Below are 22982 nucleotides of genomic sequence, written 5' to 3'. Positions count from 1 at the left end.
GGCAGCCCTTTCACCCGCACACAACAGATCACCGCAATGTTAGCGGTGACGCAATAGATCATTCATAGACGCGCAATAGTTATCGATTGATTGCGTCAAAATGCACTTCTATGGTTGATTCATGACGATATCCCCCGATGTCGCCGTCGGGTCGACGAGGACACCGCGCACCCAGCGACTCCGCCACTACGCCATGACCCCACCGACGTATTTCACCGTCGAGTACGCCATCAACCCGTGGATGGACACCAGCACGCCCGTCGACGCCGAGTTGGCGCTCGCCCAGTGGGAACACCTGCGCGACACGTACCGCCGACTCGGCCACACCGTCGACCTCGTCGAGCCGGTACCGGGGCTGCCGGACATGGTGTACGCCGCCAATGCCGGGCTGATCATCAACGGGACGGCGATCGTCGCCCGGTTCAAGCATGCCGAGCGGCACGGCGAATCGGTGGCATATGCCGCCTGGATGGACCAACACGGACATGATCCGATAGCCACCCGCCACGTCAACGAGGGCCAAGGCGACCTGCTGGTGGTCGGATCAATGATCCTGGCAGGCACTGGTTTTCGCACGCACCTGCACGCGCACGCCGAGGTAGGTGAGATCACCGGCATGCCGGTGATCTCGCTGGAACTGGTCGATCCGCGGTTCTACCACCTCGATACCGCATTGACGGTGCTCGATGACACCACGATCGCCTACTACCCGTCGGCGTTCACCGACGACGCCCGAACGCAGTTGCGCCGGCTTTTCCCCGATGCCATCGAAGTGGCGAGCGCCGATGCCTACGTGCTCGGCCTCAACGCGGTGTCCGACGGCAAGCACGTGGTGTACCCCGCGCAGGCCACCGGCTTCGCCGAGCAACTCCACCGAGCCGGGTTCCACCCCATCGGTGTCGATCTGTCCGAGCTGCTCAAGGGCGGCGGTTCGGTGAAATGTTGCACGCTGGAGGTGTTTACATGACCATGGCCGACACTGTAACCGGAGCCACCGCCGCTGCAATCGCACTGGACAACGCCTACGCCGCGCACAACTATTCGCCGCTTCCGGTGGTGGCGAGCAGCGCCCGCGGCGCGTGGATCACCGACGTCGAGGGCCGCCGCTACCTCGACTGCCTGGCGGCGTACTCGGCGGTGAACTTCGGCCATCACAACGACGAGATCGTCGCCGCCGCGCACCGCCAGCTCGACGCCGTGACGTTGGTGAGCCGGGCCTTTCATTCCGATCAGCTCGGCCCGTTCTGCGCCGCGCTGGCCGGGCTCTGCGGCAAAGACATGGTGCTGCCGATGAACAGTGGTGCCGAGGCCGTGGAAAGCGGCCTCAAGATCGCCCGCAAGTGGGGCACCGACGTCAAGGGCGTCCCCGCCGGGATGGCGAACATCGTTGTGGCCGACAACAACTTCCACGGACGCACGATCAGCATCGTCAGCTTCTCCTCCGATGACACCGCCCGCGGCGGCTTCGGCCCGTTCACCCCCGGCTTCCGGTCGGTGCCGTTCGGCGATGCCGACGCTGTCGCAGCCGCGATCGACGAGAACACGGTCGCCGTGCTCATCGAGCCTATTCAGGGCGAAGCCGGGATCATCGTCCCGGCCGACGACTATCTGCCCCGGCTGCGTGCACTGTGCAGCAGGCGCAATGTCCTGCTGATCGCCGACGAGATCCAGTCCGGCCTGGCGCGCACCGGCCACACGTTCGCCTGTGACCATTGGGGGGTGGTGCCCGACGTCTATCTGCTCGGCAAGGCACTCGGCGGCGGCGTGGTTCCGCTGTCCGCGGTGGTGGCCGACCGCGACATCCTCGGAGTCCTTCATCCCGGTGAGCACGGATCGACGTTCGGCGGCAATCCGCTGGCCGCGGCAATCGGTTCCACCGTGGTCGGCATCCTGCGGCGCGGTGAATTCCAGTCCCGCTCAGCCGAACTGGGCCTGCACCTGCATGCCCGATTGCGATCGTTGATCGGCCACGGGGTGCTCGCGGTACGCGGCATGGGACTGTGGGCCGGCGTCGACATCGACGAACGCCTCGGGACAGGCAAGCAGCTCAGCCTCGCCCTCGCCGAGCACGGAGTGCTGGTCAAGGACACTCACGGGTCGACGTTGCGGTTCGCTCCCCCGCTGGTCATCACCGCCGAGGAGATCGATTGGGCGGTTGGGCAGTTCGCACGTGTGCTGGCGCAGGCAGGTGCACACTCGTAACGAGTAGTTCAGTTTGGTGACCCCAGGAGGCACTATGACCGCACCGCCGCTGAGCCTCTCCCAGCAGCTGTTCCGTCGCCGTCCGGTCGCAGGCGCGCCGGTCGCACACGGCGCCTCCGACCAGCTGAAGCGCAGTATCGGCACCTTTCAGCTGACACTTTTCGGTGTCGGCGCAACCGTCGGCACCGGTATCTTCTTCGTCCTGTCCGCGGCGGTGCCTGAAGCCGGTCCGGCGGTGCTGGTCTCGTTTCTGCTCGCCGCCGTGGCGGCCGGGCTGTCTGCGATCTGCTACGCAGAGATGGCATCCTCGGTACCGGTGTCGGGCTCGACCTACTCATACGCCTATACGACGATGGGCGAGGTCGTTGCCATGGGTGTGGCAGCCTGCCTGCTTCTCGAATACGGCGTCTCCATCTCGGCCGTCGCTGTCGGGTGGAGCGGCTATCTGAATAAGTTGTTGCAGAACCTGTTCGGGTGGCAGCTGCCGCAGTCCTTGAGTGCCGCCCCGTGGGACTCCGCCCCCGGAATCGTCAATCTGCCCGCGGTCCTCCTGATCCTGATGTGCATGGCGCTGCTCATCCGTGGCGCGAGTGAATCGGCCCTCGTCAACACCGTCATGGTGCTGATCAAGCTCAGCGTGCTGGGCATGTTCATCGTCATCGCACTCACCGCCTTCAACGCCGACCATTTCCACGGCTTCTGGGACAAGGGCGTACCCGGCATCACCACCGCCGCGAGCATGATCTTCTTCTCGTTCATCGGACTCGATGCGGTGTCGACCGCCGGTGACGAAGTGAAGAATCCGCAGAAAACCATGCCGCGGGCCATCATCGCGGCACTCCTGGTGGTCACCACCTTTTACATACTGGTCGCGTTCGCCGGCCTGGGCACCCAGGACGCCGCAGACTTCGGATCGGACGAACAAGCCGAAGCGGGACTGTCGGTGATCTTGGAGAACATCACCGGCAGCACCTGGGCCAGCACCGTTCTGGCCGCCGGCGCGGTGATCTCCATCTTCTCGGTGACGCTTGTCGTGATGTACGGACAGACGCGCATCCTCTTCGCGATGGGCCGAGACGGACTGCTTCCATCGATGTTCGCAAAGGTCAACCCCCGCAGCATGACTCCGGTGGGCAACACCGTCATCGTCGCCGCCGTCACCGGCATCCTGGCGGGCTTCATTCCGCTGAACTGGTTGCTCGATGCGGTGTCGATCGGCACCTTGGTCGCGTTCATCACGGTGTCGGCCGGCGTCATCATCCTTCGGGTCCGCCAACCCGACCTCGAGCGGCCGTTCAAAGTCCCGGGCTACCCCGTGACACCCGTTCTGTCGATCCTGGCGTGCGCCGCGGTGCTCTACGGTCTGCGCTGGCAGACGTGGCTGGTCTTCGGCGGCTGCGTCGCGCTGGTGTTGCTGTTCTATCTGTTCTGGGGACGGCGCCACAGCGCGCTGAACGCCGAGGGCTCCGACGGTTACAGCCCGTCGGCGGTGCCCCGCGATGACGACGTCATGACCAAGGATGAGCCGTGACCGTCGCGGTCGGCTACCTCGCGGGCAAGAGCGGTCGGTCGCCGCTCTATCTCGCGGTCGAAGCCGCCAAGACCCTGAGGACGTCGCTGACCGTGGTGACCGTCGTGCCGCGACCGTGGATGACACCGTCGCTGGGCCGAATCGACGCCGAATATGCCCAGTACGCCGAACAATTGGCGACGAACTCGGCGGCACAGGCCCGCGACTGCGTTGCGTCTATAGCCGATGGGCTCGACGTCAGATATCACAAGGTGTCGCACCGTTCGGTGTCCGGCGGGCTACTGGAGGCGATCTCCGAGCTGGAAGCCGAGGTGCTGATCCTGGGCTCATCCGCGGACGGAAAGCTCGGCCAGGTGGTGATCGGCTCGACGGCAGACCGTCTGCTGCACTCCTCGCCGGTACCGATGGCGATCAGCCCACGCGGATATCGCGGTTCGAAATCAGGCGGCCTGACCCGGATCACCGCCGCCTACCCGGGAACGGCCGACACGCTGCACGTCGTACAGCGGGTCGCCGATCTCGCTCGCCGGCTCGACGTGCCGATGCGAGTGATCACGTTCGCGGTTCGGGGTCGAACGATGTACCCGCCGGAAGTCGGCCTGAGCGCCGAGGATTCGATCCTCGACCAGCTGGCCGGCTACGCACGGGAAGCGTTGGCGCAGTTGAAGACCGACGCAGTGGTGGGCCCGGACGTGGATCTACAGGTGGCCACCGGCAACGGTTGGGACGATGCTCTGGACGCGGTCGATTGGCAAGACGGTGACCTGCTGGCTATCGGCACATCGCCGGTGGGCGGAATTGCGCGGGTATTCCTGGGCTCGCGGGGCTCGAAGATCCTGCGGCACAGCCCCGTTCCGGTGCTGGTACTGCCGGGCTGACCGCTAGTACTTCATCACGCCGCGGTCGACGCTGATCTGCGAACCCGACAGAGTGGCGGATTGATCGCCGGCCAGCCACACCACCACGTCGGCGACCTCATCGACGTTCATGAAGTCGGACCGTTTGCCGGTCGCGTTCTGGCCCACCGGAAGGTAGGGCATCGGGGCGAAGCCGTGCAGATAGCTCGGGTGCGCGCCGAAAACACCCAGCATGGCGTCGTTTTCGGTCATCGGGGTGGCCACCGAGTACGGGTGAATGGAGTTGACCCGGATGCCGTACTCACCGGCTTCCAACGCCAGTGAGTTCGTCAGGGCGGTCAGCCCATGCTTGGACGCGGCGTAGTGGCTGTTGCCCGGGGTGGCCTTCACCCCGGCCGACGAACTCACCACGATGATCGAGCCGCCGTTACCGGCCTCGATCATCGCCGGGACGACGGCACGGAGCGTGCGCCAGGTCCCGGTGAGGTTGGTGTCGATGACGGTGTTCCACTGTTCGTCGGTCAACTCCCACAACCGGCCCCAGGACAGCACACCGGCGTTGGCGACCAAGATGTCGAGCCTGCCGAACTGCTCGACGCCGTCAGCCACCAGCTGGCGGACCGCGGCGTCGTCGCGGACATCGACTTCGCGTCCCAGGACCTTGCGCCCCTCGGCCTCCACCAACCGGACCGTTTCGTTCAGGTCCTCAGTGGTGGTCCCGGGATAGGGAATGGTGTCACTGACCGAGGCGCAGATGTCGGAGACGATCACGTCGGCGCCTTCGCGTGCCAGCCGGACAGCGTGGGCGCGGCCCTGGCCGCGCGCGGCACCGGTGACGAACGCTACTCGCCCCTCGAGGGTCCCCGACGATGTTGTCATCAATGGTCCTTTCAGTCAGCCCAGGTCAGGCTAGCAAGAGAGTTGGAACGTGTTCTAAATACTTCCCAGCCAGCGGTCGCAAATGTGACGTCGTGTTTGCCCACGGGTCACTCGGGTATTTCTGCTGGGCGGGCCGGGAGGCCCTGATTAGCAGAGACGCAGCGGATTTCGAGCCGCATCGCATAGGCCCGCTTCACAGCTCGCCCCTAGCCACGGGCTAGCAACACCCCTCAGCACGAAAGTAGGACCACATGGCATTGACCATCCGTAGCATCGCCCCAGCACTGCTGACCGGTGCGGCCGCCGCATTGATTGCCGCTCCGATCGCGTCCGCCGCACCGCAGAACGATTGCGTGGTTCCGCAGACCGCCACGTCGACGTGCCAAACCTCCGGCAACCTGGCGACGCCGCCCGACCCCGCCGGGGGCGCCGGCAACGCCAACGACCAGAACGGTGCCTATGGGCCCAGCGGCAACACTCCCCCGGTGGGGGGCAATAACTGACCGGGCTCAGTAGCTGACCGGGTCGCGGACGATCGGGCAGGTCATGCAGTGACCGCCGCCTCGTCCGCGACCCAGTTCGGCGCCGACGATCGTGATGACTTCGACCCCGGCCTTGCGCAGCAGCGAGTTGGTGTGGGTGTTGCGGTCGTAGGCGAACACCACGCCCGGCTCGACCGCCACCAGGTTGTTGCCGCTGTCCCACTGTTGTCGCTCAGAGTCGTAGGCGCTGCCCCCGGTTTCGACCACCCGCAAGGCGCCGAGGCCCAGGGCGCTGGCGACCACCTCCACGAAAGGCTTGGTCTCTTCGATGACGTCCAGGCCGGGGGCCGAATCGCTCGGGAGCAGCGTGAAAGTCTGGATGTTGTCCACGATTTCGGGGTAGATCGTCGCGACATCGCGATCGGCGAAGGTGAACACGGTGTCGAGGTGCATGGCGGCGCGCAGCTTGGGCATCCCCGCCAGGATGATGCGTTCGGCCGCGCCGCGTTCGAACAGCGTCGCCGCCACCTGGGTGATCGCCTGCCGCGAGGTGCGTTCGCTCATCCCGATCAACACCACGCCGTTGCCGGGCACCAAGACGTCGCCGCCCTCGATAGTGGCCATCCCCCAGGACTTTTCGGGGTCACCCCACCACACTGTCAAGCCGGTGAAATCGGGATGGAACTCATAGATGGCCTTCATCAGCAGCGTTTCGTCGTGCCGTGCCGGCCAGAACAGCGGGTTCAGCGTCACACCCGAGTAGATCCAGCAGGTGGTGTCCCGGGTGTACAACGTGTTGGGTAGCGGCGGCATGAGATACTCGGTGATTCCGGCATGCTCGCGGGCCAGGGCGCGGTAGCCCCGGCCGAGGTCGACCGGCAGGTCGCGGGTCGACAGCCCGCCGATCAGGAACTCGGTCAGCCGACGGGCGGGCAGCTCGTCGAGGAACGCCCTCGTGTCGTCGACCAGCCCCATCCCTACCTCGTTGGCGACGATCTTGCGGTCGAGCAGCCACGTGCGGCCGTCCGGGATCTCCATCGTCTCGGACAGCAGGTTGTGCAGTTCGACCACCTCGACACCGCGCTCGCGCATCTTGTCCATGAAGTCGAAGTGGTCCCGGCGGGCGTTCTGCACCCACAGCACGTCGTCGAACAGCAGGTCGTCGCAATTGGTCGGGGTGAGCCGCTCGTGGGCCAGGCCGGGCGAACACACCAGCACCTTGCGCAGCGTTCCCACTTCGGAATGCACGCCGTATGAAGCAGATGCAGACGTCACCACACCACTTCCCTTCCCTAGAGTTCGATTGCGCCCGTGGCCAGCGAGACCACACCCGAGACCGCGCCGACGAGGATGATGACGAACAAGACCGCCTCCGCCGGGCGGAACAGCGGGAGCCGGCGTTCCCGGCGCGCGATCACGTACAGGATCGCCCCCGGTGCGTAGAGGATGCAGGACAGCATCAGATGAGACACCCCGGCGGCGTAGACCAGAAACAGCGTGTAGACGGTGGCGAGGACGGCGACCACCAGGTCGGACCGGCGCGGATCGCCGTGGCCGTAGGTCTCGCCGGTGATCGTCAGTTTCAGCGCGTACGCCGCCGCAAGCAGGTATGGAACCAGGGACAGCGCCGCGGTCAGGTCGAGCATGAAATTCAGTGCGTCGGAAGTGAACAGCAGCAGGATAAGGAGCAGCTGGACCAGGCCGCCCGCCATGATCAGTGCTGCGACGGGGGCGCCATGAGAGTTGGTGCGGGCCAGGAACCTCGGCATGTCGTCCGATTTGGCCGGAAGGTAGAGGATTTCGGCGGCCATCAACGTCCAGGCCAGATATGCACCCAGCACCGAGACGATCACCCCGACCCGGATGAACACCGAACCCCAATGTCCGACAATCGTTTCCAAGACCGAAGCCATCGACGGCTGGTCAACCTGGGCCAGCTCGTGCTGCGGCAGAATGCCGTAGGACACCAGGGTGACCAACATGAACACGCTGAGCACACTGAGGAAACCGATCACGGTGGCGCGCCCGACGTCCTCCCGTTTACGGGCGAAACGCGAGTACACGCTGGCGCCTTCGATGCCCAGGAAGACGAACACCGTGATCAGCATCGTCCCCTTGGCCTGTTCGAAGACCGAGCTCAGGGAGTAGTTCCCGTCGCCACCCCAGAAGTTATCCGCGAAGACGCCGCCCTTGAACGCGACAAGTGCGATGACGATGAACAGCAGGATCGGGATGATCTTGGCAACGGTGGCGATCCGGTTGATGATCGCCGCCTCCTTGACACCGCGCAGGATCAGGAAGCAGAACAACCACACCCCGATCGACGCCAAGACGACCGCCAGCACGGTGTCTCCCGTGCCGAGTGACGGGAACAGCGCCGCGGTGGTCGCCATGATCAACACCCAGTAAGAGGTGTTGCCCGCGCACGCCGACGCCCAGAACCCGAACGCCGAATTGAAGCCGACGTAGTCACCGAAACCGGCCTTGGCGTAGGCGAAGATGCCCGCATCCAGATCAGGCTTACGGGTGGCCAGTCGCTGGAAGACGAAGGCCAGCATCAGCATTCCGCCGCCGGCGATCGCCCAGGCGATCAGCGCCCCGAGCACCCCGGTCTCGACTCCGAAGCGTCGCGGCAGCAGAAAGACCCCCGACCCGACCATGGACCCGACCACCATGGCGGTCAGGGTCGGCAGGCTGACCTTCCCGTCGGCCTGCGTCGGCGCTTCGGTCGAGGCCATCAGCTAGAGATCGGCCAGGATCTGCTGTCGTTTGGCCGTGTATTCCGCCTCGGTGATCGAGCCGGTCGCCCTCAGGGTCTCGAGCTCTTGAAGACGTTGCGCGGTCGACACTTCCGGCATCGGTGGCGGCACGTACGGCGTAGTGGTGGCGGGTTGCGCGGCCTGCGGTGGTGTGGCGGCCACCGGCTGCCCGGCGGCGGCCCGCCGGACGACGGCCATCACCTGCTGGCGCACAGCAGGATTGGATCGGATGTCGATGGTGCCGTTCACCGGCACGCCGTTGGCGCGCAGGATCTGCATGATCTCCATCATCGGGCCGGCCTGCCCCCGCAGGTCGTAGGTCTTGTTGTCCTCGGCGAGGGTGAACTGCGCGGGCACCACTCCGGCAATCAAAGCGCTGGCGTTCCAGTCGATTTCGTACTTCTGCGTGCCCGGCTCGACGAGCGCGACCAACTTGTGGGCGTTGAGGATCTGCATGCGGGTGGGGCTCGACGCCATGGTCTCCTGAGTGTCGAAACCCTGATAGCCGGGCACCTCGAAGTGGAGGTTCACCTTGATCATCTGTTGGTCGTTGACGAACCACGAGGTGTCCGAGATACCGGTGATCTGCGCCAGCACCAGAACACCACGCTGGTTCAGCTCCTCGTGCTTGGCCGCGGACTTCATCCCGGAGTTGGTCAACCACAGGGCGGCGAGCACGTCGCCCGCCGTGATCAGCAGGCCGACCCAGAACATCCACCCGATGTATGGCCGCGCGAACGGCCCGAGGGCGAAGTACACGATCAGGAAGATCGGACCGACGAGGCCGCCGAACAGCAGGACGGTCAATTGCGCTTTGAGATACCGACCCAACATTTGGCACACCCCTTTTCGGCCAGCAATGTCGCGATCAGACTAACTCCACGACATCCGCTTGGGACCACTTGTCGCAGTCTGCGACGAGCTTCAGACCGCCCTGCTCAGGGGGTTTGCAGTAGCTGATCCAAGCCCGGCAACTGCGGGACGAGTCGATTGACGAACACCTCGAGACTGTTCTGGGCCTCGGGCTGGGCCGGCGGCGCGGGCCGCACGGGTGCCGGGGACGCCGGGTGGGCGGCCGGCTGGCTGCGAGGCGCCGGGGGTGAGTGGTGGCTGCCGACGCTCGCCGCGCTGACCATGAGCACCGACGCGACGATGCCACCGAGCACAGCCAGCAGTGCCGCGCCGCCGAACACAACCGACGGCGGATACGCCGGCTGCTGAAAATCGTCGTCGTCCATCGCCCCACCCCGTTGTGGATTCCGCAGCCTAGCACCGGGGCACGAGGGGTTTCGGACAAACGAAAGCGGCGCCCACCCGAAGGTGAGCGCCGCTTCGCGGAACTGCTGTGTCAGATCACTTGATGATCTTGGTGACCCGGCCGGCGCCGACGGTGCGGCCACCTTCACGGATCGCGAACCGCAGGCCCTCGTCCATGGCCACGGGCTGGATCAGCTTGACGGAGATGTCGGTGTTGTCACCGGGCATCACCATCTCGGTGCCCTCGGGAAGGGTCACCACGCCGGTCACGTCCGTGGTACGGAAGTAGAACTGCGGGCGGTAGTTGTTGAAGAACGGCGTGTGACGGCCGCCCTCGTCCTTGGACAGGATGTAGACGCTGCCCTCGAACTCGGTGTGCGGGGTGGTGGTGCCGGGCTTCACGACGACCTGGCCGCGCTCGACATCCTCGCGCTTGACGCCACGAACCAGCAGACCGACGTTGTCGCCGGCCTGGCCCTGGTCGAGCAGCTTGCGGAACATTTCCACACCGGTGACCGTGGTCTTGGTGACGGTCGGCTTGATGCCGACGATCTCGACTTCCTCGTTCACGTTGATCACGCCACGCTCGACACGACCGGTGACCACGGTGCCGCGGCCGGTGATCGTGAAGACGTCCTCGACGGGCATCAGGAACGGCTTGTCGGTGTCGCGGACCGGGTCCGGGATCGACTCGTCGACGGCGTCCATCAGATCCTCGACGCTCTTGACCCACTGCGGGTCACCCTCGAGGGCCTTGAGTGCGGACACCTTGATGACCGGTGCTTCCTCGTCGAACTCCTGGGCGGCCAGCAGTTCGCGGACCTCCAGCTCGACGAGCTCCAGGAGCTCCTCGTCGTCGACCATGTCGGCCTTGTTCAGCGCCACCAGGATGTAGGGGACGCCGACCTGGCGGGCGAGCAGCACGTGCTCGCGGGTCTGCGGCATGGGACCGTCGGTGGCGGCGACCACCAGAATCGCGCCGTCCATCTGGGCGGCACCGGTGATCATGTTCTTGATGTAGTCAGCGTGACCGGGGGCGTCGACGTGCGCGTAGTGACGCTTCTCGGTCTGGTACTCCACGTGGGAGATGTTGATGGTGATACCGCGCTGACGCTCCTCGGGCGCATTGTCGATCTGGTCGAATGCGCGCGATTCGTTCAACTCCGGGTACTTGTCGTGCAGAACCTTGGTGATTGCTGCAGTCAGCGTGGTCTTGCCGTGGTCAACGTGACCGATGGTCCCGATGTTGACGTGCGGCTTCGTCCGCTCGAACTTCGCCTTCGCCACTTCTGTGTCCTCCTGGACTTGTTGTTGCTTTGGTTAAGCAGTGTTGATGTTTTCAGTTGTGTTGCCGCAGCAACGGATTACTGACCCGTCGCCTTCGCGATGATCTCCTTCGACACGTTCGCCGGAACTTCGGCGTACGAATCGAACACCATGGAGTAGTTCGCCCGGCCCTGGGTCCGGGACCGCAGGTCCCCGACATAGCCGAACATCTCCGACAGCGGCACGTGCGCCTTGACGACGCGAGCACCGCTGCGCTCCTCCATGGCTTGAATCTGACCACGGCGGGAGTTCAGGTCGCCGATCACGTCGCCCATGTAATCCTCGGGCGTCGTGACCTCGACGGCCATAACAGGTTCCAGGATGACCGGCTGCGCTTGCGCGGCAGCCTTTTTCAGCGCCTGGGAACCGGCGATCTTGAAGGCCATTTCCGACGAGTCGACGTCGTGGTATGCGCCGTCGAGCAGGATGAGCTTCAAGTTCACCAGCGGGTAACCGGCCAGCACGCCGTACTGCATGGCGTCCTGCGCACCGGCATCCACCGACGGGATGTACTCGCGGGGGATGCGGCCACCGGTGACCCTGTTCTCGAACTCGTAGGTTGCGCCGTCCTCGCCGACAAACGGCTCGATGGCGACGAGAACCTTCGCGAACTGGCCGGAGCCACCGGTCTGCTTCTTATGCGTGAACTCGACCTTGTCGACTGCGCGCTTGATGGTCTCCTTGTAGGCGACCTGCGGCTTGCCGACGTTGGCCTCGACCTTGAACTCGCGGCGCATACGGTCCACCAGGATGTCCAGGTGGAGCTCGCCCATGCCGCCGATGATGGTCTGGCCGGTCTCGTGGTCCTGGTTGACCTTGAAGGTCGGGTCCTCTTCGGCCAGCTTCTGAATGGCCAGGGACAGCTTCTCCTGGTCACTCTTCGTCTTGGGCTCGATGGCGACCTGGATGACGGGATCCGGGAAGGTCATCGACTCGAGCACAACCTGGTCGTTCGGATCGCTCAGGGTGTCACCGGTGGTGGTGTCCTTGAGGCCGATCACCGCGTAGATGTGGCCGGCGGATGCCGATTCGACCGGGTTCTCCTTGTTGGAGTGCATCTGGAACAGCTTGCCCAGCCGCTCCTTTTTGCCCTTGGTCGAGTTGATGACCTGTGCGCCGGAGTCGACCTTGCCCGAGTACACCCGGACGTAGGTCAACTTGCCGAAGAACGGGTGGGTGGCAACCTTGAACGCCAGCCCGGAGAACGGCTCGTCGGCCGACGGCTTGCGCAAGACGATCTCGTCTTCCTTGCCCGGGCGGTGGCCTTCGGCGGCCGCAACGTCCAGCGGGGTCGGCAGGTAGTCGATGACCGCGTCGAGCATGGGCTGCACGCCCTTGTTCTTGAACGCGGAACCGCACAGCACCGGGTAACCCGCGCTGGTGACGGTCAGCTTGCGCAGACCGCCCTTGATCTCCTCGACGGTGAGCTCTTCGCCGCCCAGGTACTTCTCCATGAGGTCGTCATCGGCCTCGGCGATGGACTCGATCATCGCGGTGCGATATTCCTCGGCCTTCTCCTGCATATCGGCCGGGATGTCGACGACGTCGTACTTCTCGCCGAGCTTCGTCTCACCGCGCCAGACCTTGGCCTTCATCTCGACCAGGTCGACGACGCCCTCGAAGTCGCCCTCGGAGCCGATCGGCAGCTGGATCGGGACGACGTTCGCGCCGAGGCGGTCCTTCATCGTCTGCACCGAGAAGTAGAAGTCGGCGCCCAGCTTGTCCATCTTGTTGACGAAGCAGATGCGCGGCACGTCGTACTTGTCGGCCTGACGCCAGACCTGCTCGGACTGCGGCTCGACACCTTCCTTGCCGTCGAAGACGGCCACGGCACCGTCGAGCACGCGCAGCGAGCGCTCCACCTCGACGGTGAAGTCGACGTGGCCCGGGGTGTCGATGATGTTGATCTGGTTGTCGTTCCAGAAGCAGGTGGTCGCGGCCGAGGTGATGGTGATACCTCGCTCCTGCTCCTGCTCCATCCAGTCCATCGTGGCGGCACCGTCGTGCACCTCACCGATCTTGTACGAGATACCGGTGTAGAAGAGGATGCGCTCGGTCGTTGTCGTCTTGCCGGCATCGATGTGCGCCATGATGCCGATGTTGCGGACCTTGTTCAGGTCGGTGAGCACGTCCTGTGCCACGGCTAAATTCCCACTCTTTCGCTTCTCAATTTGGTGTGGTCATGCGCCGGCAGCCGCCACGCGGTGGCCGCCGGCAGTGCAATCACCAGCGGTAGTGCGCGAAGGCCCGGTTCGCCTCGGCCATCTTGTGGGTGTCTTCGCGCCGCTTGACGGCTGCACCCAGGCCATTGCTGGCGTCGAGAATCTCGTTCGCCAGCCGCTCGATCATGGTCTTCTCGCGGCGCGCCTTGGAAAAGCTCACCAACCAGCGCAGGGCCAGAGTGGTGGAGCGTTCCGGGCGGACCTCGACAGGCACCTGATAGGTGGCGCCACCGACACGACGGCTGCGCACCTCGAGGGCGGGCTTGACGTTGTCGAGAGCGCGCTTCAGGGTGATGACCGGATCGGTGCCGGTCTTGTCACGAGCCTGCTCGAGCGCACCATAAACAATGCGTTCTGCCAGCGATTTCTTCCCGTCCAGCAGGACCTTGTTCACCAGCTGGGTGACCAGCTGCGAGCCGTAGACCGGGTCATTGACCAACGGGCGCTTCGGCGCGGGACCCTTGCGCGGCATTAGCTCTTCTCCTTCTTCGCGCCGTAACGGCTACGGGCCTGCTTGCGGTTCTTGACACCCTGGGTGTCCAGCGAACCGCGGATGATCTTGTAGCGAACGCCGGGGAGGTCCTTCACACGGCCGCCGCGCACCAGCACCATCGAGTGCTCCTGCAGGTTGTGGCCCTCACCGGGGATGTAGGCGGTCACCTCGACGCCGGTCGTCAGCTTCACGCGCGCGACCTTGCGAAGTGCCGAGTTCGGCTTCTTCGGGGTGGTCGTGTACACGCGGGTGCACACGCCGCGGCGCTGCGGGCTGCCCTTGAGGGCCGCGGTCTTCACCTTCGCGACCTTGTCGGTGCGACCCTTGCGGACCAGCTGCTGAATGGTTGGCATCTACCGGCTTTCTTCTCTCGTACGTCTTTCGGCGCTTCTCAAGTCTCTGTACTGCTGTTTTCACCCCGCCGCGTACCCCGCTGCCGGGCGTGTCGCACACACTGTGCACCAGTCGAATCCGATGCATACTGGACATGCGAATTTGCCCGGCGTGCGCGCATGCGTCCCCGCAAGCGCCCCTAACGGCCAGGCACGAGCTCCCACGATACCAGGCGCGGCACGCCCCTCCAAACTCGGTGCACGGGGCTCCTGATGGGCCTTACCGCAGGTCAACGCGTGAATGTCGGCGTCGGTTCCCGACAACACCGATATTCGGGTGCCCGAGGTGGGCTCAGCCGTGCGCTCCGTTCCGGCGCGCCATCCCGGCAGCCAGCCGCAGGACCATGTCGGAGAACACCGCATCGGTGTCGACCATGTCCATCACGCCCGTCATCTCCAACAGCACGAACCCGTGCAGCGCGGCCCAGAACTCCAGCGAGGCATAAAAGGCGTCGTCGCCGTCCAGGCCGTACGAGGCGAGTACCTCGATCACCGGGGCCGCGGCGGCATGCGACGCGGCCGTGAACTCGGGGTCGTCACCGCCCAACGGCATACGGGTGAAAGCCGAGTAGCGGCCCGGGTGATGGTGCGCGTAGCTGCGGTAGGCGCTGGCCATCGCGGTCACGGCGTCGTCGCGGGTGCGGCCCTGCCCGACGGTGGACAGCATCTGCAGGATGTCGTCGATGACGTGCATGCGGACCGTGCGACGCAGATCTTCGAGGCTGTGCACGTGGTTGTAGAGCGACGGCCCCTTGGTACCCAACTGGGTGGCCAGTGCATTGATGGTGAGTCCGTCCCAGCCTTCCCGATCGAGGAAGGTCAGGGCCGCGTTGACGATGACCTCGCGGCTGAGCTTGTTCGACCTCGCCGACGACCGGTTTCCGGGGCGCGGGCGGGCAGCCGCCGACTCCGGTTCCGGCCGAGATGTCATTGCACGCCCTTCCCTGGGTGGATCGACGGAGAACTCTAGTTGACCGACCGGCTGCGACGCAGTTTCCAACTCGGGTTGGTGGAAGTGAGGCATGTCGTCGAGCTGGGATACCGCGGCGGCGGCGCGTTCATCATGACCTGCGTTGCCGCCCTCACGGCGGGTATCACCGGAACGGTCACATCCCCGGCTGCGGCGCCGTGGCGGGCCGTGACCCCATAAGGCTCGTCGAAGACGGTGATCGCCGATAACGTCGTCAATGACATCACGGTCTACGGCTGGGACGAGACGGTCCTGGACACGAGCGGCGAGCCAGTCGTCCTCGACCGCGGCCGCGAGTTAGGAATGACGAACCGGATCGACCGCGTTCCGGCGTAATCGTGAAGGACGGACGAATGCCGATGAACTCCCCCACCCTCATCGCTGGGATCAGCGTTATCGCCGCCATCGCGCTGTCGGGCTGCGGATCCACCAGCAAGGACTCCACCTCACCGACGGCGACGGCCGGAAGCTCGGGAGCACAGGTTGAGGTGGGCAACACCATCAACTACGGCTCGTTCGGCACGACCGCCGAGATCGACTGCGCCGACGGAAAGTCGCTGAACGTCGGCGGGTCCAACAACACCCTGACGGTCAAAGGCACGTGCGCGTCGGTGAACATCGGCGGCGCGGACAACAAGATCACCTTCGGCACGATCGACAAGGAACTGTCCGTCGTCGGCCTCAACAACACGATCACCTACAAGGGCGACCCGAAGGTGAACAACCTCGGCTCGGGGAACACGCTCAACAAGTCGTAGACGGTCGCGGCTCACGCCTTCGCGCCGTGCCGGCCGGCGCCCTTGGCGAATCGCTGCGCACCGGCAAGGGACTCGGCGGCCACCCGCGACAGGCTGCCGAATTCGAAGTCCATGGCGTCGGCTTCGGACCGACCCCACTGGTTGAGCGCCGACATCCGGTCCGAACGCAGGCACAGCTGCGGAAGCTGGGCCAGTTCGGCGGCCAATTCCTCGGCGGCCTGGCGGCTCTGACCTGGCGGCACCACCCGATTGGCCAGGCCGATCGCCAGGGCTTCCTCGGCGCCGACGGCGCGGCCGGTGAGGATCAGGTCCATCGCCCGGCTGTGACCGATGAGACGAGGTAGGCGCACGGTGCCGCCGTCGATCAGCGGAACCCCCCACCGGCGGCAGAACACCCCGAACACGGCGTCTTCGTCCGCGACCCGCAGATCGCACCACAGGGCCAGCTCGAGGCCGCCGGCGACGGCGTAGCCGCTGACCGCGGCGATCACCGGTTTGGACAGCTGCATGCGGCTGGGTCCCATTGGCCCGGGGCCATCGCGGTGGGTGGGGTTGGTATCCGGTGTGCCGATCGCCTTGAGATCGGCTCCGGCACAGAAGGTTCCGTTGTCACCCCAGAGCACCGCCACCGATGCCGACTCGTCGTTGTCGAACTCGTCGAAGGCGTTGAACAAGGCCATCGCGGTGGGACCGTTGACAGCGTTGCGGGCCTGCGGACGGTCGATGATCACCGTCGTGACAGGCCCATTCTTTTCGACGCGTACCGGATCGGTCATTTTGCCTCCACCAGTTGTCCCTCATCCCGCCGCGCGACCAACTCGGCGGCGAAGTCTGCATAGGCCCGCCGCAGCGCGGCGCCCGGCCAGCGCGCCGGCAGCAGTCCTTCCGGCAGCACCGGATCGGTGAGCAGGTGGCGCACAATCGCGGCGGCGGCACGGAATCTCGCCGGAATGTCGTCCGCCGCGGCGATGTCATCCAGGAGCTGACGCCCGGTATCGGCCCAGCCACCCAGATCCCACAGCCGCCCGGTCAGCTCGGCCGGGTCGTCGTCGCGGGCGTGCAGCACCCGCACCCGTTCGGCGACCTCGGCGGGCAGCTCGTCATCGAGGTTGTCCGGACGCAACCAGACGCCCTCCCGGATCTCACCGAACCGTTTGAGCTGCAGAGTGTTTCGCAACGCGGCGCGCGCTCGGGCATCCATGCCGACCGCAGTGATCACCACAATCACCCAGTCGCCGTTCCAGTCGCGCATGCGCGGGTAGAGCGCATCGTCCTGGCGGCGCTGGCGGCTCAACAGCCGGTCGGACAGTCGATACCCGTCGTCGGAACGCACCAGATCCCCGGCGGCCACCATCCGGGTCAACGCCACCCGCAGGGTCTGCTCGCGGATGCCGAAATCCGATGTCAGCTGCAGCAATTCGGCCGACGTGGCCCAGGCCGGGTGAGCGCCGAGCAAGACACTCAGCACCACCGACCGGGCGGTCATCTTCGCCAACGACTGCGGCACGCTCACACTCCCGAGGCGCGACGCCCATGGTCACCGAACGGCTCGTCGCGGTGCCGGACCGCCTCCCGGAAGCCGTGCTCGCGGGCGTCCGCCACGAACGCGTGCCCCTCCGGGGTGTGCCGGGCGATCCCGTCGAACACCGTGCTGACCATGCGACTGGTCGCCACGCCCTGCTGATACAGCGCGGTGTTCATCGCCAGCTTCACCATGATCAACTGGTTCACCGGGACCGCCGCGATCCGCTCCACCAGCCGTTCGGTGCGCTCGTCGAGGTCGGCCGGATCCGGCGCCTCCACCGCCAGGCCCCACTCGGCGGCTTGGGCGCCGGTGATGCAATCCCCGGTCAGCAGAAGGCGTTTGGCCCGCTGATCACCCAGCCGATGCGCCCACAGCCCGGCCGCCGGAACGCCCCACACCCGGGTCGGCGGATAACCGATCTTGGCGTCCGAGGCGGCGATCACCTGGTCGGCGTGCAGCGCGATATCGGTACCGCCCGCCACGCAATACCCGTGAATCTTCACCACCGTCGGCTTGTCAGCGTGCATCAGGCTGGAGAAGCCGCGCACGAAGCGGCTCATCATCTGGTAGTCGATCATCGGGTCCCACGGTCGGTCAGCCTTGTGGTTGACCGCCTGCGTCTTACCGTCGAGCACGGTGCCCTGCCGGTCCCCGCCGCCTGCCGACGACGAGCCGTCGGCGTACGCGCCGAGATCGAAACCGGCGCAGAATCCTTCGCCGCGGCCCGACACCAAGATGACATGCACGTCCGGGTCCAGGTCGGCGCGTTCCACCAGCGCGGCCAACTCCTGTGGGGTCTCCGCGACGATCGCGTTGCCCTTCTCGGGCCGGTTGAAGGTGATGCGGGCAACCCGATCGGTGACCTCGTAGGTCATCGTCGTGAGTTCGGTCATCCCTTCACCAGGCAGCGTTCGATGATCGGCGCCAGGTCGAGTCCGGCAGGCAGCGTCCCGAACGCACCGCCCCAGTTGCCGCCGACCCGCGAGGCCAGAAACGCCTCGGCGACCGCGGGATGACCGTGGCGCACCAGCAGTGAACCCTGCAGCGCCACTGTGATGTCCTCGGCGATGGCGCGTGCGCGGTACTCGATGCCGTCGAGGTCCTCCAGCTCCGAACGCAATTCGGCCACGTGGGTGTCCAGACGAGCATCCTGCCCGGCGGTCGTCGCCAGCTCGTCGAAGAGGACACCGACGCACTCGGGGCGGGTTGCCATGGCGCGCAACGTGTCCAGCGCGCTGACGTTGCCCGACCCTTCCCAGATACCCATCAGAGGCGCCTCGCGGTACAGCCGCGGCATTCCGGATTCCTCGGCATAGCCGTTGCCGCCAAGGCATTCCATCGCCTCAGCAGCGTGCGGGGTCGCACGTTTGCACACCCAATACTTGGCGGCCGCCAGGCCGATCCGGCGCAGCAGGGTCTCGCGTTCGTCGCCGCGGACGACGGCATCGGTGGCGCCGGCCATCCGCATTGCTACGACGGTGGCCGCCTCGGCCTCGACGGCGAGGTCGGCAATCACGTTGCGCATCAACGGCTGGTCGATCAGATATGCACCGAACGCCGTGCGATGCTGAGTGTGGTGCACGGCGCGGGTCAGGCCGTTGCGCATGCTGGTGGCGCTGCCCAGGGTGCAGTCCAGCCGGGTGAGGTTGACCATCTCGATGATGGTGGGCACGCCGCGGCCTTCCTCGCCGACCAGCCAGGCGACGGCGCCGTCGTACTCCACCTCGCTGGAGGCGTTGGCGTGGTTGCCGAGCTTGTCCTTCAAGCGCTGCAGGAACATTCGGTTGCGGGTGCCGTCGGGAAGAACGCGCGGCAGCATGAAACAGCTCAGGCCGCCGGGCGCTTGCGCCAGCACCAGGAAGATGTCGCTCATCGCCGCGGAGGTGAACCATTTGTGACCGGTGATGGTGTAGCTGCCGTCGCCGTTGGGGACGGCTTGGGTGGTGCCGGCCCGGACGTCGGAGCCGCCCTGCTTCTCGGTCATCGACATTCCCGCGGTGATGCCGACTTTGGTGGCAGGCACTTTCAGGTCGGGGTCGTACTTGCGGCTGGTCAGCAGCGGCTCGTAGATCGCGGCGAGTTCGGGGTTGTGCCGCAGCGCGGGGACGACGGCGTAGGTCATCGAGATCGGGCAGACGTGCCCGGGCTCGGGAGTCCACACCCCCATCTTCGCCGCGCGGACCACATGAGCGCCGGGACGGTCGTCGGCCCACGGCGCGGCGTGTACGCCGTGGGCGATCGCCGTGCGCATCAGCTCGTGGTAGGCGGGGTCGTATTCGATCTCGTCGACGCGGTAGCCGTAGCGGTCGTGGGTGTGCAGGATCGGCTGATTGCGATCGGCCAGCTCGCCCCAGCGCTGCGCCTGGGCACTGCCCGCCAGCGCACCGAGCTCAGTGACCTCGTCCACGCCCCACTGGCCGCCCTCGCGAATGAGCGCCTCGATCAGGACCGGCGAGCTGGCCGGGTTGTGATCCGTCAGCGGCGGGACCTGGTTGGTGACGACATGCGTATCCGACATGACACCACTATTACAGTTCTACGACAATCGCACAAGATTCGTAATATGGCAGGCTGGATGGCGTGAAGCCGAACTCCGTCATCCACGCCGCCACCCAGTGGCTCGAACACGAACCGGTGCCCGCCGACCAGTCGGTGCGCGGTGAGCCGCACACCGGCACAGCCGAACTCGGATCGTTCGGCGGCCTGGAGGTCGGAGTGTGGGAGATGACGCCCGGAGTCATGCGTGATGTCGAAGCCGACGAACTGTTCGTGGTGCTCTCCGGCGCGGCCACCGTCGAATTCGACGACGGCAGCCCGACGCTCACGCTGGGCGCCGGCGACGTGGTGCGGCTGGCCAAGGACACCCCGACCGTATGGACGGTGACCGAGACGCTGCGAAAGGTGTATCTCGTCTAGGTTCGGCGGGCAGGAGCGAAGCGACCCGGGGAATTAGCTCGGCGGGCAGGAGCGAAGCGACCCGGGGAATTAGCTCGGCGGGCAGGAGCGAAGCGACCCGGGGAACTAGGCGCGCCGGCCCGGGTGCGCGGCGAAGAAATCCCACATCCGCTCAGTGGCGAACGATGGCCAGTCGTGTTCACCGCCGGCCACGGTGATCAGCTCGACGCTGCGCCCACTCGGACAGCTGGCGACCGAGGTCGTGAGATCGCCGTCGACGGTCGTCGCAGGAGGGTCGCAGTGATCGACTTTGCGCCAGAACGCACTGACGTCGGGCGGCGTCATGGTCGCGATCGGCAGAGCGGTCCCTGGTTGCCCGTCGTAGCGGACCAGGCGGTCGTCGGTGCCGTGGATGTGCAGCACCGACGTCGGCCGCGGCGCCGGGCAGGCAGCAAGTTGAGTGGCCGCGTCCGGCCCGATGGCCGCGAAAAGGTCGGTGTTGCAGGCTAATTTGTACGCCATGATGCCGCCGTTGCTGATCCCGGCGGCATAGATACGCGTCTTGTCGATGTCCAGTTTCTCGGTGATGTCGCGGACCGCGGCGGTGATGAAACCGACGTCGTCGACGTTGTCCTTGCTCGCCTGCCCGCAACACCCGTCGGCGTTCCACGATCCGCCCACCCCATCGGGATAGGCGACCACGAACTTGGCGGAGTCGGCCTGCTCGTCCCAGCCGTACTTCCGCTGCGCCTGTTTGGCGCTACCGGTCCACCCGTGCAGCATCAGGACCAGCGGGGCCGACTTCGGCAGACCGTCGGGAACGTAGAGCCGGTAGTCCCGGTCAACACCGCCGACCTGGATCGTGTGCGCACTGACACCCGGCGTGAACCCGGTCGCGGGTGCGCAGGCGGCCACCAGGCACAGCGCGACCAGCAGCGCGACTCGACGAGCCCACACGGCTAGCCGAGGTGTTCCCGCAGAAAGGCGATGTCGTCCTTGCGGCCCTCGTCGGCCGTTTCACAGATCACCGGCGCGTCGGCCGCCTGCACGACCGCGACCAGAAGTTGCGGATCGATCTGTCCGGTACCGAAATTGGCGTGCCGGTCAGCGCCGGACCCCTTGGCATCGCGGGAATCGTTGCAGTGCACCAGGTCGATGCGGCCGGTGATGGCTTTGATCCGTTCGACGGCGTCGATCAGCTCCTCGCCGGCCGCCCAGGCGTGGCAGGTGTCGAGGCAGAACCCGATGCCGGTGTCGGCGATGCGCTCCCACAGCCGAGCGATTGTGTCGAAGTGACGCGCCATCGCATGATCACCGCCCGCGGTGTTCTCCAGATACACCGGCACACTGGTCTCCAGCTGCGCCAGAGCCTTGGCCCAGCGCTCGAAGCCGGCCTCCATGTCGTTGTCGTCGGCGTGACCACCGTGCACGATCACCGCGGTAGCGTCGATCTCGGCGGCGGCGTCGCAGGTGTCCTGCAGGATCTTGCGCGACGGGATGCGCACCCGGTTGTTGGCCGACGCCACGTTGATCAGGTACGGCGCATGCACGTACAGCGGGACCGGCGACGCCTTCAGCGTCTCGGCATCGTCGCGCGGTTTGGGCTTCTTCCAGCTCTGCGGATTGCCGAGGAAGAACTGCACTGCCTCGGCGCCGTCGGCGGCCGCGGCCGCCAGCGGGTCATCGCCGTGGACATGGGAACCAATGAGCACGGGTCGAGTCTAGGCGCGCACACCGACGCCGCGCACAGCCGTCATCGCCGCCAGAACAGGTGATGGGTGACCCCACTCGGGCTGGGCACGACCTCGTGATGGAACCGGTCGTCGAGCTCGTCGGGCGACTCCCACAGTCGCGATCCGGCGCCGATCGTCACGTCGGCGACCGCCACGTGCAGCGTGTCCACCAAGCCGGCGTCGAGGAACTGCCGAACCGTCGTCGCACCCCCGCCGAGCCTCACGTCCTTGCCGCCGGCGGCCGCCTTCGCCTGCTCCGCGACGCGCGCCGGGCTGTCACAGACGAAGTGAAACGTCGTCTCCCCCAACGTCAGCGACGGCCGTTCATGGTGGGTCATGACGAACACCGGTGTGCGGAACGGTGGCTCCTCGCCCCACCAGCCCTGCCAATCTGGGTGGTCCTCCCATGCGCCGCGGTAGGGACTGAACTTGTTGCGGCCCATGATCTCCGCGCCGATGTTGTTGTAATAGTCACGGGTGAAGTAGTCGTCGAGTCCGCGAGTACCGCCCGGGTCGCGCCGTCCCACCCAGCTGGCCGTCGCACCCACCCAGGCGAACAGAGCGGGCTGATCGGCGTCGCCGAAGGGCCGCTCGAGACACTGGTTGAGGCCCGCCCCGAAACCGTCGCGCGACAGCATGAAGTTGTGGACTCTGAGTAGTTGGGGCACGCATTCCTCCTGGGATTCTCCGACCGTCGCCAA

25 protein-coding genes and 1 pseudogene are annotated in these 22982 nt (G+C 66.0%); 9 read left to right on the top strand and 17 right to left on the bottom strand.

Annotated features, from left to right (window positions below; all coding sequences use genetic code 11):
* Positions 1-121 precede the first annotated feature (121 nt).
* The 4 genes from ddaH to AB4879_RS22420 are packed head-to-tail and all read left to right on the top strand — an operon-like array spanning position 122 to position 4611.
* Positions 122-967, top strand: a complete 846-nt coding sequence (gene ddaH, locus AB4879_RS22435) for a dimethylargininase (RefSeq protein WP_370509340.1) — start codon at positions 122-124, stop codon at positions 965-967.
* Positions 964-2202 carry an ornithine--oxo-acid transaminase gene (gene rocD / locus AB4879_RS22430; RefSeq protein WP_370509339.1) on the top strand — a complete coding sequence of 413 codons (1239 nt, stop codon included), beginning with the start codon at positions 964-966 and terminating at the stop codon, positions 2200-2202. The genes ddaH and rocD overlap by 4 nt, the downstream gene beginning before the upstream one ends.
* Before the next feature lie 34 nt (positions 2203-2236).
* Positions 2237-3733: an amino acid permease gene (locus AB4879_RS22425; protein WP_370509338.1), complete on the top strand. Its 1497-nt coding sequence runs from the start codon at positions 2237-2239 to the stop codon at positions 3731-3733.
* Positions 3730-4611, top strand: a complete 882-nt coding sequence (locus tag AB4879_RS22420; RefSeq protein WP_370509337.1) for a universal stress protein — start codon at positions 3730-3732, stop codon at positions 4609-4611. Before AB4879_RS22425 ends, AB4879_RS22420 begins: the two co-directional genes overlap by 4 nt.
* Positions 4612-4614: 3 nt before the next feature.
* Here AB4879_RS22420 and AB4879_RS22415 read toward each other — a convergent pair whose 3' ends face one another.
* The gene (locus AB4879_RS22415) at positions 4615-5469 is read right to left on the bottom strand and encodes a mycofactocin-coupled SDR family oxidoreductase (RefSeq protein WP_370509336.1); all 855 of its coding nucleotides are present in this window, start codon (positions 5467-5469) and stop codon (positions 4615-4617) included.
* Positions 5470-5720: 251 nt separating this feature from the next.
* Here AB4879_RS22415 and AB4879_RS22410 point away from each other — a divergent pair, with 251 nt between their 5' ends.
* Positions 5721-5972: a hypothetical protein gene (locus tag AB4879_RS22410; protein ID WP_102807112.1), complete on the top strand. Its 252-nt coding sequence runs from the start codon at positions 5721-5723 to the stop codon at positions 5970-5972.
* A 6-nt stretch (positions 5973-5978) separates the two neighbouring features.
* Here AB4879_RS22410 and AB4879_RS22405 read toward each other — a convergent pair whose 3' ends face one another.
* The 9 genes from AB4879_RS22405 to AB4879_RS22365 form a co-directional block, all read right to left on the bottom strand.
* On the bottom strand, positions 5979-7226 hold the full coding sequence (locus AB4879_RS22405; protein ID WP_370509335.1) for an arginine deiminase: 1248 nt from the start codon (positions 7224-7226) through the stop codon (positions 5979-5981).
* 17 nt (positions 7227-7243) lie between these two features.
* Entirely contained in the window at positions 7244-8689 is a 1446-nt protein-coding gene (locus tag AB4879_RS22400; protein ID WP_370509334.1) for a basic amino acid/polyamine antiporter, read from the bottom strand.
* A gap of 3 nt (positions 8690-8692) precedes the next feature.
* A complete protein-coding gene (locus AB4879_RS22395; protein WP_370509333.1) occupies positions 8693-9544 on the bottom strand; it encodes an SHOCT domain-containing protein in 852 nt (283 codons plus the stop codon).
* A gap of 104 nt (positions 9545-9648) precedes the next feature.
* The gene (locus tag AB4879_RS22390; protein ID WP_370509332.1) at positions 9649-9948 is read right to left on the bottom strand and encodes a hypothetical protein; all 300 of its coding nucleotides are present in this window, start codon (positions 9946-9948) and stop codon (positions 9649-9651) included.
* 115 nt (positions 9949-10063) lie between these two features.
* On the bottom strand, positions 10064-11254 hold the full coding sequence (gene tuf, locus AB4879_RS22385; protein ID WP_036343471.1) for an elongation factor Tu: 1191 nt from the start codon (positions 11252-11254) through the stop codon (positions 10064-10066).
* Between the two features lie 77 nt (positions 11255-11331).
* Complete coding sequence (gene fusA, locus AB4879_RS22380) at positions 11332-13434, bottom strand: elongation factor G (RefSeq protein ID WP_370509331.1); 2103 nt, start codon at positions 13432-13434, stop codon at positions 11332-11334.
* An 82-nt stretch (positions 13435-13516) separates the two neighbouring features.
* Positions 13517-13987 carry a 30S ribosomal protein S7 gene (rpsG, locus tag AB4879_RS22375; RefSeq protein WP_036343469.1) on the bottom strand — a complete coding sequence of 157 codons (471 nt, stop codon included), beginning with the start codon at positions 13985-13987 and terminating at the stop codon, positions 13517-13519.
* Positions 13987-14361: a 30S ribosomal protein S12 gene (rpsL, locus tag AB4879_RS22370; protein WP_036343468.1), complete on the bottom strand. Its 375-nt coding sequence runs from the start codon at positions 14359-14361 to the stop codon at positions 13987-13989. The genes rpsG and rpsL overlap by 1 nt, the downstream gene beginning before the upstream one ends.
* Before the next feature lie 331 nt (positions 14362-14692).
* Positions 14693-15331: a TetR/AcrR family transcriptional regulator gene (locus tag AB4879_RS22365; protein WP_370509330.1), complete on the bottom strand. Its 639-nt coding sequence runs from the start codon at positions 15329-15331 to the stop codon at positions 14693-14695.
* Positions 15332-15370: 39 nt separating this feature from the next.
* Between AB4879_RS22365 and AB4879_RS22360 the strand changes: the two genes are divergently transcribed.
* The 3 genes and pseudogenes from AB4879_RS22360 to AB4879_RS22350 all read left to right on the top strand — a co-directional run bounded on the left by AB4879_RS22360 (position 15371) and on the right by AB4879_RS22350 (position 16128).
* Positions 15371-15550 (top strand): hypothetical protein, encoded by a 180-nt coding sequence (locus AB4879_RS22360; RefSeq protein WP_370509329.1) that lies wholly within the window; start codon positions 15371-15373, stop codon positions 15548-15550.
* Positions 15551-15706 (top strand): annotated as a pseudogene (locus AB4879_RS22355) (DUF3060 domain-containing protein); the annotation flags it as partial.
* 23 nt (positions 15707-15729) lie between these two features.
* Positions 15730-16128: a DUF3060 domain-containing protein gene (locus AB4879_RS22350; RefSeq protein ID WP_102807196.1), complete on the top strand. Its 399-nt coding sequence runs from the start codon at positions 15730-15732 to the stop codon at positions 16126-16128.
* An 11-nt stretch (positions 16129-16139) separates the two neighbouring features.
* On the opposite strand, the gene AB4879_RS22345 is transcribed toward AB4879_RS22350, so the two are convergent.
* The 4 genes from AB4879_RS22345 to AB4879_RS22330 are packed head-to-tail and all read right to left on the bottom strand — an operon-like array spanning position 16140 to position 20171.
* Positions 16140-16904, bottom strand: a complete 765-nt coding sequence (locus AB4879_RS22345; RefSeq protein WP_370509328.1) for a crotonase/enoyl-CoA hydratase family protein — start codon at positions 16902-16904, stop codon at positions 16140-16142.
* The gene (locus tag AB4879_RS22340) at positions 16901-17614 is read right to left on the bottom strand and encodes a PaaX family transcriptional regulator C-terminal domain-containing protein (protein WP_370509551.1); all 714 of its coding nucleotides are present in this window, start codon (positions 17612-17614) and stop codon (positions 16901-16903) included. Before AB4879_RS22340 ends, AB4879_RS22345 begins: the two co-directional genes overlap by 4 nt.
* A gap of 23 nt (positions 17615-17637) precedes the next feature.
* Positions 17638-18546, bottom strand: coding sequence for a crotonase/enoyl-CoA hydratase family protein (locus tag AB4879_RS22335; protein ID WP_102807105.1), 909 nt, complete (start codon positions 18544-18546; stop codon positions 17638-17640).
* Positions 18543-20171 (bottom strand): acyl-CoA dehydrogenase family protein, encoded by a 1629-nt coding sequence (locus tag AB4879_RS22330; protein WP_370509327.1) that lies wholly within the window; start codon positions 20169-20171, stop codon positions 18543-18545. Before AB4879_RS22330 ends, AB4879_RS22335 begins: the two co-directional genes overlap by 4 nt.
* Before the next feature lie 62 nt (positions 20172-20233).
* On the opposite strand from AB4879_RS22330, the gene AB4879_RS22325 reads away from it, so the two are divergent.
* The gene (locus AB4879_RS22325; protein WP_370509326.1) at positions 20234-20569 is read left to right on the top strand and encodes a cupin domain-containing protein; all 336 of its coding nucleotides are present in this window, start codon (positions 20234-20236) and stop codon (positions 20567-20569) included.
* A 105-nt stretch (positions 20570-20674) separates the two neighbouring features.
* Here the strand turns inward: AB4879_RS22325 and AB4879_RS22320 are convergent, their stop codons facing one another.
* From AB4879_RS22320 to AB4879_RS22310, 3 genes are read right to left on the bottom strand one after another with little or no spacing between them, the layout of a single operon-like run.
* Complete coding sequence (locus AB4879_RS22320; RefSeq protein WP_370509325.1) at positions 20675-21505, bottom strand: PHB depolymerase family esterase; 831 nt, start codon at positions 21503-21505, stop codon at positions 20675-20677.
* 2 nt (positions 21506-21507) lie between these two features.
* The gene (locus tag AB4879_RS22315; protein WP_370509324.1) at positions 21508-22260 is read right to left on the bottom strand and encodes a deoxyribonuclease IV; all 753 of its coding nucleotides are present in this window, start codon (positions 22258-22260) and stop codon (positions 21508-21510) included.
* 41 nt (positions 22261-22301) lie between these two features.
* Positions 22302-22949 (bottom strand): dihydrofolate reductase family protein, encoded by a 648-nt coding sequence (locus AB4879_RS22310; protein WP_370509323.1) that lies wholly within the window; start codon positions 22947-22949, stop codon positions 22302-22304.
* Between the last annotated feature and the right edge of the window lie 33 nt (positions 22950-22982).

It is taken from the genome of Mycobacterium sp. SA01 (assembly GCF_041287105.1).
In the GTDB taxonomy this organism is placed as follows: domain Bacteria; phylum Actinomycetota; class Actinomycetes; order Mycobacteriales; family Mycobacteriaceae; genus Mycobacterium.
Note: the sequence above shows the minus strand (reverse complement) of the source record. Positions and strands in the feature narration are given on the sequence as shown.

Coding starts and splice junctions, on each gene's coding strand:
- AB4879_RS22345 (WP_370509328.1), bottom strand. CDS start 16,904: ATGACCGATCCGGTACGCGTCGAAAAGAATGGGCCTGTCACGACGGTG.
- AB4879_RS22425 (WP_370509338.1), top strand. CDS start 2,237: ATGACCGCACCGCCGCTGAGCCTCTCCCAGCAGCTGTTCCGTCGCCGT.
- AB4879_RS22400 (WP_370509334.1), bottom strand. CDS start 8,689: ATGGCCTCGACCGAAGCGCCGACGCAGGCCGACGGGAAGGTCAGCCTG.
- AB4879_RS22335 (WP_102807105.1), bottom strand. CDS start 18,546: ATGACCGAACTCACGACGATGACCTACGAGGTCACCGATCGGGTTGCC.
- ddaH (WP_370509340.1), top strand. CDS start 122: ATGACGATATCCCCCGATGTCGCCGTCGGGTCGACGAGGACACCGCGC.
- AB4879_RS22415 (WP_370509336.1), bottom strand. CDS start 5,469: ATGACAACATCGTCGGGGACCCTCGAGGGGCGAGTAGCGTTCGTCACC.
- AB4879_RS22365 (WP_370509330.1), bottom strand. CDS start 15,331: ATGACATCTCGGCCGGAACCGGAGTCGGCGGCTGCCCGCCCGCGCCCC.
- AB4879_RS22395 (WP_370509333.1), bottom strand. CDS start 9,544: ATGTTGGGTCGGTATCTCAAAGCGCAATTGACCGTCCTGCTGTTCGGC.
- rpsG (WP_036343469.1), bottom strand. CDS start 13,987: ATGCCGCGCAAGGGTCCCGCGCCGAAGCGCCCGTTGGTCAATGACCCG.
- AB4879_RS22410 (WP_102807112.1), top strand. CDS start 5,721: ATGGCATTGACCATCCGTAGCATCGCCCCAGCACTGCTGACCGGTGCG.
- rocD (WP_370509339.1), top strand. CDS start 964: ATGACCATGGCCGACACTGTAACCGGAGCCACCGCCGCTGCAATCGCA.
- rpsL (WP_036343468.1), bottom strand. CDS start 14,361: ATGCCAACCATTCAGCAGCTGGTCCGCAAGGGTCGCACCGACAAGGTC.
- AB4879_RS22340 (WP_370509551.1), bottom strand. CDS start 17,614: ATGACCGCCCGGTCGGTGGTGCTGAGTGTCTTGCTCGGCGCTCACCCG.
- AB4879_RS22330 (WP_370509327.1), bottom strand. CDS start 20,171: ATGTCGGATACGCATGTCGTCACCAACCAGGTCCCGCCGCTGACGGAT.
- AB4879_RS22350 (WP_102807196.1), top strand. CDS start 15,730: ATGAACTCCCCCACCCTCATCGCTGGGATCAGCGTTATCGCCGCCATC.
- AB4879_RS22390 (WP_370509332.1), bottom strand. CDS start 9,948: ATGGACGACGACGATTTTCAGCAGCCGGCGTATCCGCCGTCGGTTGTG.